Origin of the sequence: Streptomyces sp. NPDC028635 (assembly GCF_040637635.1) — a bacterium.
Lineage (GTDB): Bacteria > Actinomycetota > Actinomycetes > Streptomycetales > Streptomycetaceae > Streptomyces.
In genome coordinates this window covers 54,316-71,068 of the sequence record NZ_JBEZWX010000012.1, presented here as the reverse complement: position 1 = coordinate 71,068, position 16,753 = coordinate 54,316, and the positions used below count along the sequence as shown (strand labels likewise).

Sequence of the window (16,753 nt, the reverse complement as noted above, 5' to 3'; positions counted from 1 at the left end):
TGCGTCCCCGGGGCACACCCGCCGGACCTACGCCTCCCGGCGCACCTCGACCACGCGGAAGCGGTTCGCGACGAACGCACCGTCGGTCAGTGCGGCGTTGGCCGCGGGGTTGCCGCCCGAGCCGTGGAAGTCGGAGAACGCCGCCGTCTGGTTCACGTACACCCCGCCGGTGAGGTTGAAGGACAGCTGTGCGGCCTCCTCCAGGCAGACCTCCTCGATCTGCTGCGCGGCCTCGCTGTCGGTGGTGTACGCCCCGACGGTCATCGCGCCCTTCTCGCGGACCGTGCGCCGCAGCAGCTCGACGGCGTCGGTGAGCGAGTCGACCGCGACGGCGAAGGAGACCGGCCCGAAGCACTCGCTCATGTAGGCGGCCTCGTCGTCCGGCTTGGCACCGTCCAGCTTGACGATCACCGGGGTGCGCACGACCGCGCCGGGGAACTCCGGGTTGACGATCTCACGGGAGGCGAGGGCGACCTCGCCCAGCCCGGCCGCGGCCTCCAGACGGGCCTTGACGTCGGGGTTGACGATCGCGCCGAGCAGGGCGTTCGCCCGGGCGTCGTCGCCGAGCAGGCCATCCACCGCCTGCGCGAGGTCGGCGACCACCTCGTCGTAGGACTTGGGGCCCGCGTCGGTGTGGATGCCCTCGCGCGGGATGAGCAGGTTCTGCGGGGTGGTGCACATCTGGCCGCTGTACAGGGACAGCGAGAACGCCAGGTTGGCGAGCATCCCCTTGTAGTTGTCCGTGGAGTGGACGATCACCGTGTTGACGCCGGCCTTCTCGGTGTAGACCTGCGCCTGTCGGGCGTGGGCCTCCAGCCAGTCGCCGAAGGAGGTCGAGCCGGTGTAGTCGATGATCCGGATCTCGGGGCGCGTGGCGAGCGTCTTGGCGATGCCCTCGCCGGGCCGCTCGGCGGCCAGCGCCACCAGGTTGGCGTCGAAACCGGCCTCGGTGAGCACCTGGCGCGCGATCTGCACGGTGAGAGCCAGCGGCAGCACCGCGCGCGGGTGCGGCTTGACCAGCACGGCGTTGCCGGTGGCCAGGGACGCGAACAGGCCAGGGAAGCCGTTCCAGGTCGGGAAGGTGTTGCAGCCGATGACCAGGCCGATGCCGCGCGGGACCGGCGTGAACTCCTTGGTCAGGGTCAGCGGGTCGCGCTTGCCCTGCGGCTTGGACCACTCGGCGGCCTCGGGCGTGCGGGTCTGCTCCGCGTACGCGTAGGCCACCGCCTCCAGACCGCGGTCCTGGGCGTGCGGGCCGCCCGCCTGGAACGCCATCATGAACGCCTGGCCGGAGGTGTGCATGACCGCGTGCGCGAACTCGTGCGTCCGGTCGCTGATCCGCTTGAGGATCTCCACGCAGACCGCCGCGCGCACCTGCGGGCCCGCGTCCCGCCAGGCGCGCTGCCCGGCCTTCATCGCGGGCAGCAGCACGTCGAGGTCCGCGTGCGGGTACGTCACACCCAGCTCGATGCCGTACGGGGAGACCTCGCCGCCGACCCAGTCGTCGGTGCCGGGCTGGTCGAGGTCGAGGCGGCTGCCCAGCAGGGCGTCGAAGGCGGCCTTGCCCGCCGCCGCGTCCAGGCTGCCGTGCTCCTCGCCGTAGGCCTTGGGGTGCTCGGGGTGCGGGGACCAGTACGCGCGCGTGCGGATGGCCTCGAGCGCCTGGTCGAGGGTGGGCCGGTGCCTGGCGATCAGGTCGTGCGCGGTCAGTTCGGCGGCCATGCGGGACCAACTCCTGTCTCGAGAACTCTTCGTCGAGTTCATGACCTGGGCGAAACCATGGGCGGGAACAGCAGGACAGAGTTAGAGTAACCGAACGATCGGTCGGGACAAGGGGGCCTGCCGCATCTGTGGAAAACCCCGTGCGGGAGGATCGCGCACATGACAGCACTCGACCTCAGCAGCCCCGTGGCCGTCGTCGGCACCGGCACCATGGGCCAGGGCATCGCCCAGGTCGCGCTGGTCGCGGGCCACCCCGTGCGGCTGTACGACGCCGCGCCGGGACGCGCCCGTCAAGCGGCCGAAGCGATCGGCGCCCGCCTCGACCGGCTCGTCGAGAAGGACCGCCTCTCCGCCGCCGCCCGCGACGCGGCCCGCGCCCGGCTCACTCCCGCCGACTCCCTCACCGACCTGGCCGACTGCGCGCTCGTCGTCGAGGCGGTCCTGGAGCGGCTGGACGTCAAACAGCAGCTGTTCCGGGACCTGGAGGACGTCGTCGGCGAGGACTGCCTGCTCGCCACCAACACCTCCTCCCTGTCGGTCACCGCGATCGGCGGCGCCCTGCGCCGGCCCGGCCGGTTCGTCGGCCTGCACTTCTTCAACCCCGCGCCGCTGCTGCCGCTGGTCGAGGTCGTCTCCGGGTACGCCACCGACGTCACCTCCGCCACGCGCGCGTACGAGACCGCCCGGACCTGGGGGAAGACGCCGGTCGCCTGCGCCGACACCCCCGGCTTCATCGTCAACCGCATCGCGCGGCCCTTCTACGCCGAGGCGTTCGCCGTCCTGGAGTACCAGGGCGCCGATCCGGCCACCATCGACGCCGTCCTGCGCGAGTCCGGCGGCTTCAGGATGGGCGCCTTCGAACTGACCGACCTGATCGGCCAGGACGTCAACGAGTCGGTCACGCAGTCGGTGTGGCAGTCCTTCTTCCAGGACGTGCGCTTCACCCCGTCCCTCGCCCAGCGCCGCCTGGTGGAGTCCGGCCGGCTCGGCCGCAAGAGCGGCCAGGGCTGGTACGACTACCGCGAGGGCGCCGAGCGGCCCGAGCCGCACACCGCCGAGCCGCACAAGGCGCCCGCCTACGTCGTCGCGGAGGGCGACCTGGGCCCGGCCTCCGAACTGCTTCCGCTGATCCGCGAGGCGGGCATCCAGGTCCGTGAGGAGGACGAGGACAACGGCACCCGCCTTGTGCTGCCCAGCGGTGGCCACCTCGCCCTCGCCGACGGCCAGACCTCCGTGGAGTTCCGCGACGTCGTCTACTTCGACCTCGCCCTGGACTACCGCAGGGCCGGCCGCATCGCCCTGTCCGCCTCCCAGGACACCTCCGCCCGGGCCGTCGCCGAGGCGACCGGGCTGTTCCAGGCGCTCGGCAAGAAGGTCAGCCTCATCGGCGACGTCCCCGGAATGATCGTCGCCCGCACGGTCGCCCGGATCGTCGACCTCGCGCACGACGCCGTCGCCAAGGGCGTGGCCACCGAGGAGGACATCGACACGGCGATGCGCCTGGGCGTCAACTACCCGCTCGGCCCCTTCGAATGGGGCCGCCGGGTGGGCGCCACCTGGGTGCACGACCTGCTGGAGGAGCTGAGTCTGCGCGAGCCGTCGGGCCGTTACGCGCCCTCCCTCGCGCTGTACCGCCACGCGCACGCCGCCGACTCGCGGGAGGGCACTCCATGACCACCGCCAAGCGCGACACGTACACCCCGGAGACGCTGCTGTCCGTGGCCGTGCGCGTCTTCAACGAGCGCGGCTACGACGGCACGTCCATGGAGCACCTGTCCAAAGCGGCCGGCATCTCCAAGTCGTCGATCTACCACCACGTCGCCGGCAAGGAGGAGTTGCTGCGGCGTGCGGTGAGCCGGGCGCTGGACGGGCTGTTCGCGATCCTCGACGAGGAGCACGCGTGCGTGGGGCGCGCCGCGGACCGGCTGGAGTACGTCGTGCGGCGCATGGTCGAGGTGCTGATCGCCGAACTGCCGTACGTGACGCTGCTGCTGCGGGTGCGCGGCAACACCGCCACCGAGCGGTGGGCCCTGGAGCGGCGCCGTGAGTTCGACCACCGGGTCGCCGAACTGCTCAAGGCGGCGGCCGCGGACGGGGACGTGCGCGGCGACGTGGAGGTGCGGCTCGCGACCCGGCTGGTCTTCGGAATGATCAACTCCATCGTGGAGTGGTACCGGCCCGACGGCCGCGGCATGAGTGAACGGGAAGTCGCCGAGGCGGTCGTCGTGCTGGTCTTCGGGGGGCTGCGGCAGGCCTGAGCGCTGGGGCGGTGCCGGGCCACCGGAGTGCGTGCCCTGCCCGCGGGGCCGGTGACCGTTCGCCTGAGTACGCGCCTGGCCCGCGGGGGCGGTGACCAATCACCTGAGTACGCGTGCGTGCGGGCGTGAGTAGGTGACCGGATGCTGCGGTCCGCCGGTGGTGATGGGGTGGGCGGCATGTCCGACGACGACCTGCGGCCGCCCACGCCTCATCCGACGTGGTGGCGGGCGCCTTTGGTGGCCTCCCTGTGCGGCCTGCCCTTCCTGGTGCTGGAGTACTGGTGGTTCCGGTCCGAGGACGGCATCGGCGCTCTCGGCGGGATCTTCTACTGGGCGGTCGGTCTGCTCGCGCTCTCCTGGACGCTCCCGCACCGCCGCTCCCTGCGCACGCCGCGCATGCTGGCCGCCGGCGCCGGGCTCGGGTGTGTGCTGCTGCCGATGCTGTTCGCGCTGATGCTGGGTGTGGCCATGGCGGGGGGCTGACGGTCCCGTACCGGATCTCAGCCCTGCGGCTCCAGGTCCTCCTCCTCGAACACCAGCAGCGTGCGCGTGCTGAGCACCTCCGGGATCGCCTGGAGCCGGGTGAGCACCACCTCGCGCAGCGCCCGGTTGTCCGGGGTGTGCACCAGCAGCAGGACGTCGAAGTCACCGCCCACCAAGGCGATGTGGGACGCGCCGGGCAGCTGCCGCAACTGCTCGCGCACCGTCCGCCAGGAGTTCTGCACGATCTTCAGCGTGATGTACGCGGACGTGCCCTGCCCGGCCCGCTCGTGGTCGACGCGGGCGCCGAACCCGCGGATGACGCCGTCCTCGACGAGGCGGTTGATGCGCGCGTAGGCGTTCGCGCGCGAGACGTGGACGCGCTCGGCGACGGACCGTATCGAGGCACGGCCGTCGGTCTGGAGCATCTTCAGGATGTCGTGGTCGATGGCGTCCAGCGGCCGCGCGGGGGGCAGCGGAGCGCCGCCGGCCGGGCTCGCCGGGACCGGCGGGGTCGCCGCGGAGCCCGCGGGATCGGCCATTTGTTCAGATGCCATGTCCCCCCACCTTCCTGCCGTGGACGTACTGCGTTCATCCCAAGCTGTGGAGAACCGTTTGTCCACAGCCTGAGGCCACCCGTAGCCAAAATGTGCCGGCGACCGAACAATCGGTAGGTGAGGCGCATCACAGAGGCTGCGCCTACAGCCGCCCCCATGAGGAGGTGCCGTCATGACGGTCATGGAGCAGCGAGGCGCTTACAAGCCCTCGCCGCCGCCCGCCTGGCAGCCCCGCACGGACCCCGCGCCGCTGCTGCCCGACACCGAGCCCTACCGGGTCCTCGGCACCGAGGCCGCCGCCAAGGCCGACCCCGCGCTGCTGCGCCGCCTGTACGCGCACCTGGTGCGCGGCCGCCGCTACAACGCCCAGGCCACCGCCCTCACCAAGCAGGGCCGGCTCGCCGTCTACCCCTCCAGCACCGGCCAGGAGGCCTGCGAGGTCGCCGCTGCCCTCGTGCTGCAGGAGCAGGACTGGCTCTTCCCCAGCTACCGCGACACGCTCGCCGCCGTCGCCCGCGGTGTCGACCCCGTCGAGGCACTCACCCTGCTGCGCGGCGACTGGCACACCGGCTACGACCCCCACGAGCACCGGGTCGCGCCGCTGTGCACCCCGCTGGCCACCCAGCTTCCGCACGCCGTCGGTCTCGCGCACGCAGCCCGCCTCAAGGGCGACGACGTGGTCGCCCTCGCCCTGGTCGGCGACGGCGGCACCAGCGAGGGCGACTTCCACGAAGCGCTGAACTTCGCCGCCGTCTGGCAGGCCCCGGTCGTCTTCCTGGTGCAGAACAACGGCTTCGCCATCTCCGTACCGCTCGCCAAGCAGACCGCCGCGCCCTCCCTGGCGCACAAGGCCGTCGGCTACGGCATGCCCGGCCGGCTCGTCGACGGCAACGACGCCGCCGCCCTGCACGAGGTCCTCACCGACGCCGTACGGCACGCGCGTGCCGGAGGCGGCCCCACCCTCGTCGAGGCGATCACCTACCGCGTGGACGCCCACACCAACGCCGACGACGCCACCCGCTACCGCGGCGACGGCGAGGTCGACGCCTGGCGCGCGCACGACCCGATCCAGCTGCTGGAGCACGAGCTGACCGAGCGGGGACTCCTCGACGAGGCAGGCATCGAGGCCGCCCGCCAGGACGCCGAGGCCATGGCCGCCGACCTGCGCGAGCGCATGAACCGCGACCCGCAGCTCGACGCCGCCGACCTGTTCGACCACGTCTTCGCCGAGCCCACACCCCAACTGCGCGAGCAGCGTGCCCTGCTGGAGGCCGAGCTGGCGGCCGAGCACGAGGCCGGCCGGGAAGGGACGCACCGATGACGACCGTCGCCGTCAAGCCCGCCACCATGGCGCAGGCCCTCACGCGCGCGTTGCGCGACGCGCTGGCGGCCGACCCCGCCGTGCACGTCATGGGCGAGGACGTCGGCACCCTCGGCGGCGTCTTCCGGGTCACCGACGGCCTGGCCAAGGAGTTCGGCGAGGACCGCGTCACCGACACCCCGCTCGCGGAGGCCGGCATCCTCGGCACCGCCGTCGGCATGGCCATGTACGGCCTGCGCCCGGTCGTCGAGATGCAGTTCGACGCCTTCGCCTACCCGGCGTTCGAGCAGCTGATCAGCCACGTCGCCCGCATGCGCAACCGCACCCGCGGCACGATGCCCCTGCCGATCACCATCCGCGTCCCCTACGGCGGCGGCATCGGCGGCGTCGAGCACCACAGCGACTCCTCCGAGGCGTACTACATGGCGACTCCGGGGCTCCATGTCGTCACGCCCGCGACCGTCGCCGACGCCTACGGGCTGCTGCGCGCGGCCATCGCCTCCGACGACCCCGTGGTCTTCCTCGAACCCAAGCGGCTGTACTGGTCGAAGGACTCCTGGAACGCCGAGGAGCCCACGCCCGTGGAGCCGATAGGGCGCGCGGTGGTGCGCCGCCCCGGCAGCAGCGCCACCCTGATCACCTACGGCCCGTCCGTGCCCGTCTGCCTGGAGGCCGCCGAGGCCGCCGGCGCCGAGGGATGGGACCTCGAGGTCGTCGATCTGCGTTCCCTGGTGCCGTTCGACGACGAGACCGTGTGCGCGTCCGTACGGCGCACCGGGCGCGCGATCGTCGTCCACGAGTCGGGCGGGTTCGGCGGCCCGGGCGGAGAGATCGCGGCCCGCGTCACCGAGCGCTGCTTCCACCACCTGGAGGCGCCGGTGCTGCGTGTGGCCGGCTTCGACATCCCCTACCCGCCGCCCATGCTGGAGCGGCACCATCTTCCCGGCGTCGACCGGATCCTGGACGCCGTGGCGCGTCTGCAGTGGGAGGCCGAGGGCTGATGGCACAGGTGCTGGAGTTCAAGCTTCCCGATCTCGGGGAGGGGCTCACCGAGGCGGAGATCGTGCGCTGGCTGGTCGAGGTCGGTGACGTCGTCGCCGTCGACCAGCCCGTCGTCGAGGTGGAGACCGCCAAGGCGATGGTCGAGGTGCCCTGCCCCTACGGCGGTGTGGTCACCGCCCGCTTCGGCGAGGAGGGCCAGGAACTGCCCGTCGGCGCGCCCCTGCTGACGGTGGCCGTCGGCGCCCCAGCCTCCGGCGACGACGGTGACGTGCACGCCGCGACCGCCCGGTCCACCACCGCCGAGGGTTCGCGAACGGGCACCGGCACCGCCGAAGGGTCGGGCAACGTCCTCGTCGGCTACGGCACCGGAGCACCCCCCGCCCGCCGCCGCCGGGTGCGGCCGACCGGGCTCACCGGACCGGGCACGCCGGGCGGCGCGTCCGCGCCGGGGCGCGGCACCTCGCCCGGCGCGCGGGCACAGGGGGCCGACCGGGCGTCCGGGACGGCCCGCCCGGAGCCGGGCCTGGCGGGCTTCCGCGAGCCGGGGATCGTCCAGCCCGACACCCCGCACACCGAAGGCGCCGCCGACCGGCCGCACCCCGAGGGCCCCGTGCCCGTCATCTCCCCGCTGGTGCGGCGGCTCGCCCGCGAAGGCGGCCTGGACCTGCGGGAACTGCACGGTTCCGGACCCGACGGGCTGATCCTGCGCGCGGACGTGGAGTACGCGCTGCGCGCCGCCGCGGCGCAGCCGAGCCGGCCGGCCGCCGAGCCGTCCGTACGGGGGACGAGCGTGTCCGCCGGCGCTCCGGCAGGGACCGCGCCCGCGTCCCGGGCCTCGTCCGCGCCCGCTTCCCGGGCGTCGTCCTCGGCCATCGGTGGCATCCGCACGCCCCTCAAGGGCGTTCGCGGGGCCGTCGCGGACAAGCTGTCCCGCAGCCGCCGGGAGATTCCCGACGCGACCTGCTGGGTCGACGCCGACGCGACCGAGCTGATGCGTGCCCGGGCCGCGATGAACGCCGCCGGCGGCCCGAAGATCTCCCTGATCGCCCTGCTGGCCCGCATCTGCACCGCCGCCCTCGCCCGATTCCCCGAGCTGAACTCCACCGTCGACACCGAAGCCAGGGAAGTCGTCCAGCTCGACCAGGTGCACCTCGGGTTCGCCGCGCAGACCGACCGCGGGCTGGTCGTGCCCGTCGTCCGGGACGCGCACGCCCGCGACGCCGAGTCGCTCACCGCGGAGTTCGCCCGGCTGACCGAGTCGGCCCGGACCGGGGCGCTCACGCCCGCCGAACTGACCGGCGGCACCTTCACGCTGAACAACTACGGCGTGTTCGGTGTCGACGGCTCCACGCCGATCATCAATCACCCCGAGGCGGCCATGCTCGGCGTGGGACGCATCGTGCCCAAGCCGTGGGTCCACGACGGTGAGCTGGCGGTGCGCCAGGTCGTGCAGCTCTCGCTCACCTTCGACCACCGGGTGTGCGACGGCGGCACGGCGGGCGGCTTCCTGCGGTACGTCGCCGACTGCGTGGAACAACCGGCGGTGCTGCTGCGCACCCTGTGAGGACGGTGCGGCCGGGCACCGCGGCGCGCGGCCGGTACACGCCGCGGTACGCCGCCGGGAGGCGCAGTGGTGTGCGGCCGGGGGCGCGCAGTGGTGTGCGGGCGGGCGCACGCGGTGGCGCGCGGCCGCGGGCGCCGGAGGGCACGGCACACCAAGCCCGCACCCCCGGCGTCTGCCGCACCCCCGGCGTCCGCCGTGCCCACGGTGAGGCTCCCGCGTTCCCTGTGATCGCGGGGGCGCGCATACTCGGGGGGTGACCGCCTACGAGTCCCCCGGCCCCGGCGACGGCTCCGCCCCGGACAGCTACGACGCCGTCGTCCTGGCCGGTGGTGCCGCCCGGCGGCTCGGCGGCGCCGACAAACCCGGCGTGCGTGTGGGCGGACGGCCGCTGCTCGACCGTGTCCTCGCGGCCTGCGCCGGCGCGCGCACCACCATCGTGGTCGCCGACCCCCGGCCCACCGCCCGCCCGGTCACCTGGGCCCGCGAGGAACCGCCCGGCGGCGGCCCGCTCGCCGCCCTCGGCGCCGGACTGCGGCACACCACGGCCGACCGGGTCCTGCTCCTCTCCGCCGACCTGCCCTTCCTCGACCGGCACAGCGTCGCCCGGCTGCTCGCCGCCCTGCGTGAGACCCACACCGACGGTGTGCTGCTCAGCGACCCCGACGGCCGCGACCAGCCGCTCGTCGCGGCCTACCGCGCCGCCAGCCTGCGCCGCGCCCTCACCCGTCTCGGCGCCGACCACGGCGGCCTCGGCGGCCTGCCCCTGCGGCGGCTCACGGCCCTCCTCGACCTCACTCGCATCACCGACCCGGTCGCGTCCTTCGACTGCGACACCTGGGACGACATCGCCACCGCCAGAGCACGCATCAGGGAGCATGGGCACGTGTTGGATGAATGGATCTCCACGGTCAAGGACGAGCTGGGCATCGACCTCGACGTCGACACCGGCGTCCTGCTCGACCTCGCCCGCGACGCGGCCCACGGCGTGGCCCGGCCCGCGGCCCCGCTGACCACCTTCCTCGTCGGCTACGCGGCCGCCCGCGCCGGAGGCGGCCCCCAGGCCGTCGCCGACGCCGCCCACAAGGCCGCGGCCCTCGCCCAGCGCTGGGCCGGCGAGGGCGGCGACAAGCCTGATGTGGCCCCCGACGCCACGCCCGACACCCGCCCGGACGCCGGATGACGGCCGGGGGTGTCCGGGACGAGCGGGACGCCGACGACCTCGACGTCGACGAGGCGCTCGCCCTCGTGAAGGACCAGCCCCGGCACGACCGGTCCTACCCGGCGCGGGCCGGCCACGGCTCCGGCGGCGACCACGTCCCCGCACCCGCCTCCGGGCCCGAGGCAGCCGAGCGGCACGGCCACGCCGACTCCCACGCCGGTCACAAGGCCACCCCCTGGCCCGATGCCCGGGCGATCGCCGCCCGCGCCGGACGGCGGCGCGACCCGCGCGACGCGACCGTCTCGGTACCGCTGGCCGACGCGCTCGGTCTCAGCCTGGCCGCCCCGCTCACCGCCCTCACCGACCTCCCCTCCTTCGACACCTCGGCGATGGACGGCTGGGCGGTCGCCGGGCCGGGTCCGTGGGACGTCCGCGAGACCGGCGTGCTCGCGGGGCACGGCGAACCCGCACCGCTCGTGGACGGCGAGGCCGTCCGCATCGCCACCGGTGCACGCGTCCCCGCGGACACCACGGCCGTGCTCCGCAGTGAACACGGCCGTATCGACGACAAGGGCCGGCTGCACGCCACCCGGGAGATGGGCACCGGCCAGGACATCCGCCCACGGGGCCAGGAGTGCCGCACCGGCGATCAGTTGCTGCCCGCCGGTGCCCTCGTCACCCCTGCGGTCCTCGGCTTGGCCGCCGCCGCCGGATACGACACCCTCACCGCCGTGCGCCGGCCCCGCGTCGACCTGTTCGTCCTCGGGGACGAACTGCTCACCGAAGGGCTGCCGCACGACGGGCTGATCCGTGACGCTCTCGGCCCGCTGCTGCCGCCGTGGCTGCGCGCGCTCGGCGCCGACGTCACCGCCGTACGGCGGCTCGGGGACGATGCAGAGGCCCTGCACACCGCCGTCACCACCTCGGACGCCGACCTGATCGTCACCACCGGCGGCACCGCCTCGGGCCCCGTCGACCACGTCCACCCCACGCTGCGCCGCATCGGCGCCGAGCTGCTGGTCGACGGCGTCAAGGTGCGTCCCGGACACCCGATGCTGCTCGCCCGTCTCAAGGACGGCCGCCACCTCGTCGGACTCCCCGGCAACCCGCTCGCCGCGGTGTCCGGCCTGCTCACGCTCGCCCAGCCGTTGGTGCGTGCCCTCGCGGCCCATCCGGTGCCCGAGGGCTACACGCTGCCGCTGCGGGACGCGGTGCACGGCCACCCGTACGACACGCGACTCGTCCCCGTCGTCCTGCGCGGTGACCAGGCCGTGCCGCTGCATTACAACGGCCCGGCGATGCTGCGCGGTATCGCGGCGGCGGACGCCCTCGCCGTCGTTCCGCCGGGAGGCGCCCAGCAGGGCCAGGAGACCGAGATGCTGGACCTGCCGTGGGCGACCGCGGGCATCGGCGTCTGTTTCACGTGAAACGGTGCCGTGCTGGCTGTTTCACGTGAAACGGTGCTGTGCGGGCTGTTTCAGGTGAAACGGTGCCGTGCTGGCTGTTTCACGTGAAACGGTGCGCGGTGCCCCGGCGCGCTGCCGCGTGAAGACTCAGTCCTCCGCCGGCACCGGCACTGCCCGGCTGACCGTGATCACCCGGTCGCCGGCGCGCAGTTCGGCCAGCCGGGGGTCGGTGTAGTCCAGCAGCTGCTTTCCACGGACGACCGCCACCACCAGGTCGGCACAGGCGCGCGGCGTCTTCCCGACCTCTTCGGCGGTCACCGCCCGTTCGGCGATGTCCAGCCCGCTGCCCAGGGTCATCAGGTCCTCCAGCGTCCGGGCCACGGACGGGCTCACCATGGACACCCCGAGCAGGCGCCCCGCCGAACTGGACGTGGTGATCACCGTGTCGGCCCCCGACTGCTTGAGCAGCGGAGCGTTCTCGTCCTCCCGTACCGCGGCGACGATGGTGGCGCGCCGGTTGAGCTGGCGGGCGGTGAGCGTGACGAGGGTTGCGGTGTCGTCGCGCTGCGGGGCGACGATGACCCGGCCGGCCCGCTGCACCTCCGCCTTGAGCAGCGTCTCGGACCGGGTGGCGTCACCGGTGACGGAGACCAGCCCGTCGTCGGAGGCCGCGTTCGCCACCTTGCGCTCGGCGTCCACGACGACGATCCGGTCCTTGGGGATGCCCTGCCCGACGAGCGTCTGCACGGCGTGGCGGCCCTTGGTGCCGTATCCGATGACCACCACGTGGTCCTGGGTGCGGGCACGCCAGCGATGGATGCGGACCTGCTGACGGGTGCGCTCGGTGAGGACCTCGAGGGTGGTGCCGACCAGGATGATCAGGAACAGCACCCGCAGGGGTGTGATGACGAGGATGTTCACGAGCCGGGCGGTGTCACCGACCGGGGTGATGTCGCCGTAGCCGGTCGTGGAGAGGGTGACGGTGGCGTAGTAGGCCGCGTCCAGCAGGTCGACGGAGTTGTCCGCGCTGTCGCGGTAGCCGTCGCGGTCGACGTAGACGATCAGTGTGGTGACGACGAGGACCAGCAGGGCCACGGCGAGGCGGCGCAGGACCTGCTGCAGCGGGGGCGTGGCCGTCTGGGTCGGCATGGCGATGGTCCGGCCGGCCTCGGCGTCGTCGCGGGCCTCGGTACGGGAGCGGTACCAGACGGACCGCAGCAGCGACGACGTCCGCGCCCCCCGCGTCGGTCGGTGCTCGGCCTTCATCGTGTGCCCCCTGACATGCGTGTGCCCCTGTCTCGTTGATCCGTTCGGACGGCACCATGGTTGCGGACGGGACCATGCCCGTCAGGATCCAACACGAATCGGGAGGGCCCCTCGTGCGCGACCACACCGTCGTCGTCGGGTTCGGCACCAAGGGACGGTCCGCGATCCGGACCGTGTGCGCGACAGGGCTGAAGAAGGAGCGGGTCGTGGTGATCGACCCGTCGGCGAAAGTGGTCGACGCCGCGACCGCCGAGGGCTACACGGGCGTGGTCGGTGACGGCACCCGCAGTGACGTGCTGCGCCGGGCGGAGGTGCAGCGGGCGGGGCGGATCATCATCGCGACCCAGCGCGACGACACGGCCGTCCTGGTGACGCTGACGGCCCGGCAGCTCAACCCGGAGGCGACGATCGTGGCCGCGGTGCGCGAGGAGGAGAACGCACCGCTGCTGAAGCAGTCGGGCGCCGACGAGGTCATCACCAGCGCGGGTGCGGCGGGCCGGCTGCTGGGCCTGTCCGTCCTCAGTCCCGCGGCGGGGCTGGTCATGGAGGACCTCATCCAGCAGGGCAGCGGGCTCGACCTGGTGGAGCGTCCGGTCACCCGGGCGGAGGCGGGCCGCAGCCCACGTGAGACGGCCGACCTGGTGGTGAGCGTTGTCCGTGGGCACCGGGTGCTCGGTTACGACGATCCGGCCGTGGGGGTACTGCAGTTGGCGGACCGGGTCATCACGATCGTGCGTGTCCCCGAGCCGCAGGAAGGTCCCGGCCCGGCCTGAGCCCGACCTCGCCCGCGGGCGACAGCGTGCAGGAGTAGCGTCGCCCTCATGCATGCGATCACGATTCCCGAACCTGGTGGTCCTGAGGCGCTGGTGTGGGACGAGGTCCCCGATCCGGTGCCCGGCGAGGGCGAGGTCCTGGTCGAGGTGGTGGCCAGCGCCGTCAACCGGGCCGACATCCTGCAGCGGCAGGGGTTCTACGAACCGCCGCCGGGCGCCTCTCCGTACCCCGGCCTGGAGTGCTCCGGACGGATCGCCGCCCTCGGACCCGGAGTGTCCGGGTGGAGCGTCGGCGACGAGGTCTGCGCGCTGCTGTCGGGCGGTGGTTACGCCCAGAAGGTCGCCGTGCCGGCCGGGCAGTTGCTGCCGGTGCCGCGGGGCCTGGACCTCCGGCGGGCCGCGGCGCTGCCCGAGGTCGTCTGCACGGTCTGGTCGAACGTCTTCATGGTCGCCCATCTGCGTCCCGGTGAGACGCTGCTGGTGCACGGCGGCTCCAGTGGTATCGGCACGATGGCGATCCAGCTGGCCAAGGCGCTCGGCGCGAAGGTCGCGGTGACGGCGGGCACCAAGGAGAAGCTGGAGTACTGCGCCGAGCTGGGCGCGGACATCCTGGTCAACTACCGCGAGCAGGACTTCGTGGAGGAGGTCCGGGAGGCCACCGACGGGGCCGGCGCGGACGTCATCCTCGACAACATGGGCGCCAAGTACCTCGACCGCAATGTCCGTGCGCTCGCCGTCAACGGCCGCCTGGCGATCATCGGGATGCAGGGCGGTGTGAAGGGCGAGCTGAACATCGGCGCGCTGCTGAGCAAGCGCGGCGCGATCAGCGCGACCTCGCTGCGGGCCCGGCCGCTCAGCGAGAAGGCGGCCATCGTCGCGGCCGTACGTGAGCATGTGTGGCCGTTGCTGGCCGAAGGGCATGTGCGGCCCGTCGTCGACCGCGAGCTGCCGATGAGTGACGCGGCGGCCGCCCACCGGGTCGTGGAGGACAGCGGGCACATCGGCAAGGTGCTGCTGATCGCCCCCTGACCAGGACCTAGGTCCGGTCCCCGTCGTCGGGTTCGTCAGCGGACTCGGCGTCGGGGCCCTGGGCACGGACGCGCTGGACGTGTTCCAGGGAGTCCCGCAGCTCGGTCAGCCAGTCGTCGGTGTGCCGCCGTACCAGCCGTACGCACCAGGCGAGCGCGTCGCTGCGGCTGCGGGCGACGCCGGCGGCGACCAGCGTGTCGAGCACCTGCCGCTCGGGCTGCCGCAGCCGGGTCATCACCGGCGCGGCGACCTGCGTGAACATCACCCGTGCACCGCCGCACTCGACGCCCCACGACACCTTCTTGCGGAACCGGTGTTCGGCTTCGCGCGCCACGCCCATCCGCTCCTCGCGGGACCGCTCGCGGAACTCCTGCACCCGGCTCTGCGCCGCTGCCTCCCGCTCCACGGCCGAAGCGGCGTCGGGCAGCCGGGGCTGAGGTATCTCACCGATGACGGTGATCTCCTCGCGATCGACCGTCACCTCCACCAGCCTGACGAAGAGATCGTCCGGCAACCGGCCGGCGAACCAGCCGCGCAATCGCTCTTGCTGATCCGGTGTAATCATGTAATTCACATTACTCGGATACGGCGGTGCGACAAGGGGCGGTACCGAAGGATCTAGCGGCCCCCGGTCCAGGGGCGGAACAGCCGGGGATCGCGGCGCAGTCGCAGGGCGAGCAGCCCGAGGGCCAGCCCCAGGCCGACAAGGACCAGACCGCTGCCGAGCGGCAGGATCCGCAGTACCGGGTCGACGGGGCCCTCCGCCCGTGCCGCCGACTGCCGCGCGGGCGCCAGGGCGGACGCCGACGGGATCAGCCCGGCCTCCTGTGACGTCTCCTGCGGCACGGCCATGTCGTCGTCGACGCCCTGCCCGGCGTCCTCGTTCTCCCCCGTCCCCTCGCCCTGTGCGCTCTCCCGCAGCGGGTCGTGGGCGCGCCCCGGCCGCTCCCGCCCCTCTCCGGCCCGGCTTCCGGCCCGGCGGGTCGCGTCGGCGGAGGCGGAGGCGGACGGATCCGTGGACGCGGAGGGGCCGGGCCGCGCGGAGAAGGGGGCGGCGGAGGAATGCGGGGGCCGCTCGGCGGGAGCGGAGGAGTCCGGGCGCGCGGGGGAGTGGGAATGGTGCGACGGGTGCGCCGAGGAGGAGTGCGAGGAGGCGGGGCCGTGCGCGTCGTCGTCCGACGAGCCGGACGACGAGGTGGGGGCGGAGCCGTCCGCGTCGTCCGCGCCGTCGGCCTCGCCGGCGTCCGCGGAGTCCTCGGAGCCGCCGGAGGCCCGGGAGGGCTCCGTCTCGCGGGCAGGCTCACGCGCGGAGGGGCCGGCGAGCGGCACCGGGGCCCCGAGGGAGGGCCTGATCACGGAGAGCACGCCGGTGGACGCCGGCACGGCCGCCGAGGCGGGTGCGGCCGCCCCGCCCGCCAGTGTGCTCGCCGCGACCCCCGCGAGAACCCCGCACACCCTTGTCGCGCGTGTCGCGCGCCGCCATGGAGTCACGTCGGTGACCCCCTCCCGGGAACAGGCCGCCAAGATCGATGGAACAAGCCTGGCACGGGCGGACAGACCCAGCATTCCGGATTGCCCCGTCGGACGGAAAGGGTGGATCTACCTCCGCAGGGGGCACCACCGTGGTGAGGTACAGGGGTGCGAGAGAATGACGGTATGGAGATGCCGAGGAACGATAGGTCGCCGGAGAACGCCCAGAAGATCCTGGTCGTGGGCCAGGACGGCATGGCGCTCGGCGGTGTCGACTCAGACGACGAGCCCCGCGAGACTCCGGTGACGGAGCAGGTCGAGCAGCCCGCGAAGGTCATGCGCATCGGGAGCATGATCAAGCAGCTGCTCGAGGAGGTGCGCGTGGCTCCTCTGGACGAGGCGAGCCGGGCCCGGCTGAAAGAGATCCACGCCAGTTCGGTGAAGGAACTGGAGGACGGTCTGGCCCCGGAGCTGGTGGAGGAACTGGAGCGGCTCTCGCTGCCGTTCACCGACGACGTGACCCCCACCGACGCGGAACTGCGTATCGCGCAGGCCCAGTTGGTCGGCTGGCTGGAGGGGCTCTTCCACGGGATCCAGACGACCCTGTTCGCCCAGCAGATGGCGGCGCGGGCCCAGCTGGAGCAGATGCGCCGCGCCCTCCCGCCGGGCGCGATGCACGAAGGCCAGGACGACCTGCGCGCGGCCGGCCGCACGGGCGGCCCGTACCTGTAGGCGCGCCCGACGCA

General features: G+C 73.4%; 15 protein-coding genes and 1 pseudogene. 11 read left to right on the top strand and 5 right to left on the bottom strand.

Translation table 11 applies throughout. The features are described 5' to 3' along the window. Nucleotides 1-27 precede the first annotated feature (27 nt). Nucleotides 28-1,722, bottom strand: a complete 1,695-nt coding sequence (gene paaN, locus AB0E88_RS15710) for a phenylacetic acid degradation protein PaaN (RefSeq protein WP_361630095.1) — start codon at nucleotides 1,720-1,722, stop codon at nucleotides 28-30. Between the two features lie 159 nt (nucleotides 1,723-1,881). Here paaN and AB0E88_RS15705 point away from each other — a divergent pair, with 159 nt between their 5' ends. From AB0E88_RS15705 to AB0E88_RS15695, 3 genes are all read left to right on the top strand, one after another. Continuing rightward, nucleotides 1,882-3,396 carry a 3-hydroxyacyl-CoA dehydrogenase gene (locus AB0E88_RS15705; RefSeq protein WP_361630092.1) on the top strand — a complete coding sequence of 505 codons (1,515 nt, stop codon included), beginning with the start codon at nucleotides 1,882-1,884 and terminating at the stop codon, nucleotides 3,394-3,396. After that, nucleotides 3,393-3,980 (top strand): TetR/AcrR family transcriptional regulator, encoded by a 588-nt coding sequence (locus AB0E88_RS15700; protein ID WP_361630089.1) that lies wholly within the window; start codon nucleotides 3,393-3,395, stop codon nucleotides 3,978-3,980. Before AB0E88_RS15705 ends, AB0E88_RS15700 begins: the two co-directional genes overlap by 4 nt. A gap of 177 nt (nucleotides 3,981-4,157) precedes the next feature. Continuing rightward, nucleotides 4,158-4,463 (top strand): hypothetical protein, encoded by a 306-nt coding sequence (locus AB0E88_RS15695; RefSeq protein ID WP_361630086.1) that lies wholly within the window; start codon nucleotides 4,158-4,160, stop codon nucleotides 4,461-4,463. Nucleotides 4,464-4,480: 17 nt separating this feature from the next. On the opposite strand, the gene AB0E88_RS15690 is transcribed toward AB0E88_RS15695, so the two are convergent. Then, complete coding sequence (locus tag AB0E88_RS15690; protein WP_361630435.1) at nucleotides 4,481-5,002, bottom strand: Lrp/AsnC family transcriptional regulator; 522 nt, start codon at nucleotides 5,000-5,002, stop codon at nucleotides 4,481-4,483. Between the two features lie 187 nt (nucleotides 5,003-5,189). On the opposite strand from AB0E88_RS15690, the gene pdhA reads away from it, so the two are divergent. From pdhA to AB0E88_RS15665, 5 genes are all read left to right on the top strand, one after another. Then, nucleotides 5,190-6,338 (top strand): pyruvate dehydrogenase (acetyl-transferring) E1 component subunit alpha, encoded by a 1,149-nt coding sequence (pdhA, locus tag AB0E88_RS15685; RefSeq protein WP_361630083.1) that lies wholly within the window; start codon nucleotides 5,190-5,192, stop codon nucleotides 6,336-6,338. Beyond that, entirely contained in the window at nucleotides 6,335-7,339 is a 1,005-nt protein-coding gene (locus AB0E88_RS15680; protein ID WP_361630080.1) for an alpha-ketoacid dehydrogenase subunit beta, read from the top strand. Before pdhA ends, AB0E88_RS15680 begins: the two co-directional genes overlap by 4 nt. Further along, nucleotides 7,339-8,904, top strand: coding sequence for a dihydrolipoamide acetyltransferase family protein (locus AB0E88_RS15675; RefSeq protein WP_361630077.1), 1,566 nt, complete (start codon nucleotides 7,339-7,341; stop codon nucleotides 8,902-8,904). Before AB0E88_RS15680 ends, AB0E88_RS15675 begins: the two co-directional genes overlap by 1 nt. Nucleotides 8,905-9,157: 253 nt before the next feature. Then, entirely contained in the window at nucleotides 9,158-10,084 is a 927-nt protein-coding gene (locus tag AB0E88_RS15670) for an NTP transferase domain-containing protein (RefSeq protein ID WP_361630074.1), read from the top strand. After that, nucleotides 10,081-11,490: a molybdopterin molybdotransferase MoeA gene (locus tag AB0E88_RS15665; protein WP_361630071.1), complete on the top strand. Its 1,410-nt coding sequence runs from the start codon at nucleotides 10,081-10,083 to the stop codon at nucleotides 11,488-11,490. The genes AB0E88_RS15670 and AB0E88_RS15665 overlap by 4 nt, the downstream gene beginning before the upstream one ends. A gap of 126 nt (nucleotides 11,491-11,616) precedes the next feature. Here the strand turns inward: AB0E88_RS15665 and AB0E88_RS15660 are convergent, their stop codons facing one another. Continuing rightward, nucleotides 11,617-12,735, bottom strand: a complete 1,119-nt coding sequence (locus AB0E88_RS15660) for a potassium channel family protein (protein WP_361630068.1) — start codon at nucleotides 12,733-12,735, stop codon at nucleotides 11,617-11,619. A gap of 113 nt (nucleotides 12,736-12,848) precedes the next feature. Between AB0E88_RS15660 and AB0E88_RS15655 the strand changes: the two are divergent. After that, a pseudogene (locus AB0E88_RS15655) lies at nucleotides 12,849-13,508 on the top strand (NAD(P)-binding protein); the annotation flags it as partial. 48 nt (nucleotides 13,509-13,556) lie between these two features. Then, the gene (locus AB0E88_RS15650) at nucleotides 13,557-14,537 is read left to right on the top strand and encodes an NAD(P)H-quinone oxidoreductase (protein WP_361630066.1); all 981 of its coding nucleotides are present in this window, start codon (nucleotides 13,557-13,559) and stop codon (nucleotides 14,535-14,537) included. Between the two features lie 7 nt (nucleotides 14,538-14,544). On the opposite strand, the gene AB0E88_RS15645 is transcribed toward AB0E88_RS15650, so the two are convergent. Beyond that, nucleotides 14,545-15,102 (bottom strand): hypothetical protein, encoded by a 558-nt coding sequence (locus tag AB0E88_RS15645; RefSeq protein WP_361630063.1) that lies wholly within the window; start codon nucleotides 15,100-15,102, stop codon nucleotides 14,545-14,547. 53 nt (nucleotides 15,103-15,155) lie between these two features. Then, on the bottom strand, nucleotides 15,156-16,028 hold the full coding sequence (locus AB0E88_RS15640; protein ID WP_361630060.1) for a hypothetical protein: 873 nt from the start codon (nucleotides 16,026-16,028) through the stop codon (nucleotides 15,156-15,158). Nucleotides 16,029-16,193: 165 nt separating this feature from the next. Between AB0E88_RS15640 and AB0E88_RS15635 the strand changes: the two genes are divergently transcribed. Further along, nucleotides 16,194-16,739, top strand: a complete 546-nt coding sequence (locus AB0E88_RS15635) for a bacterial proteasome activator family protein (RefSeq protein WP_361630057.1) — start codon at nucleotides 16,194-16,196, stop codon at nucleotides 16,737-16,739. Nucleotides 16,740-16,753 lie beyond the last annotated feature (14 nt).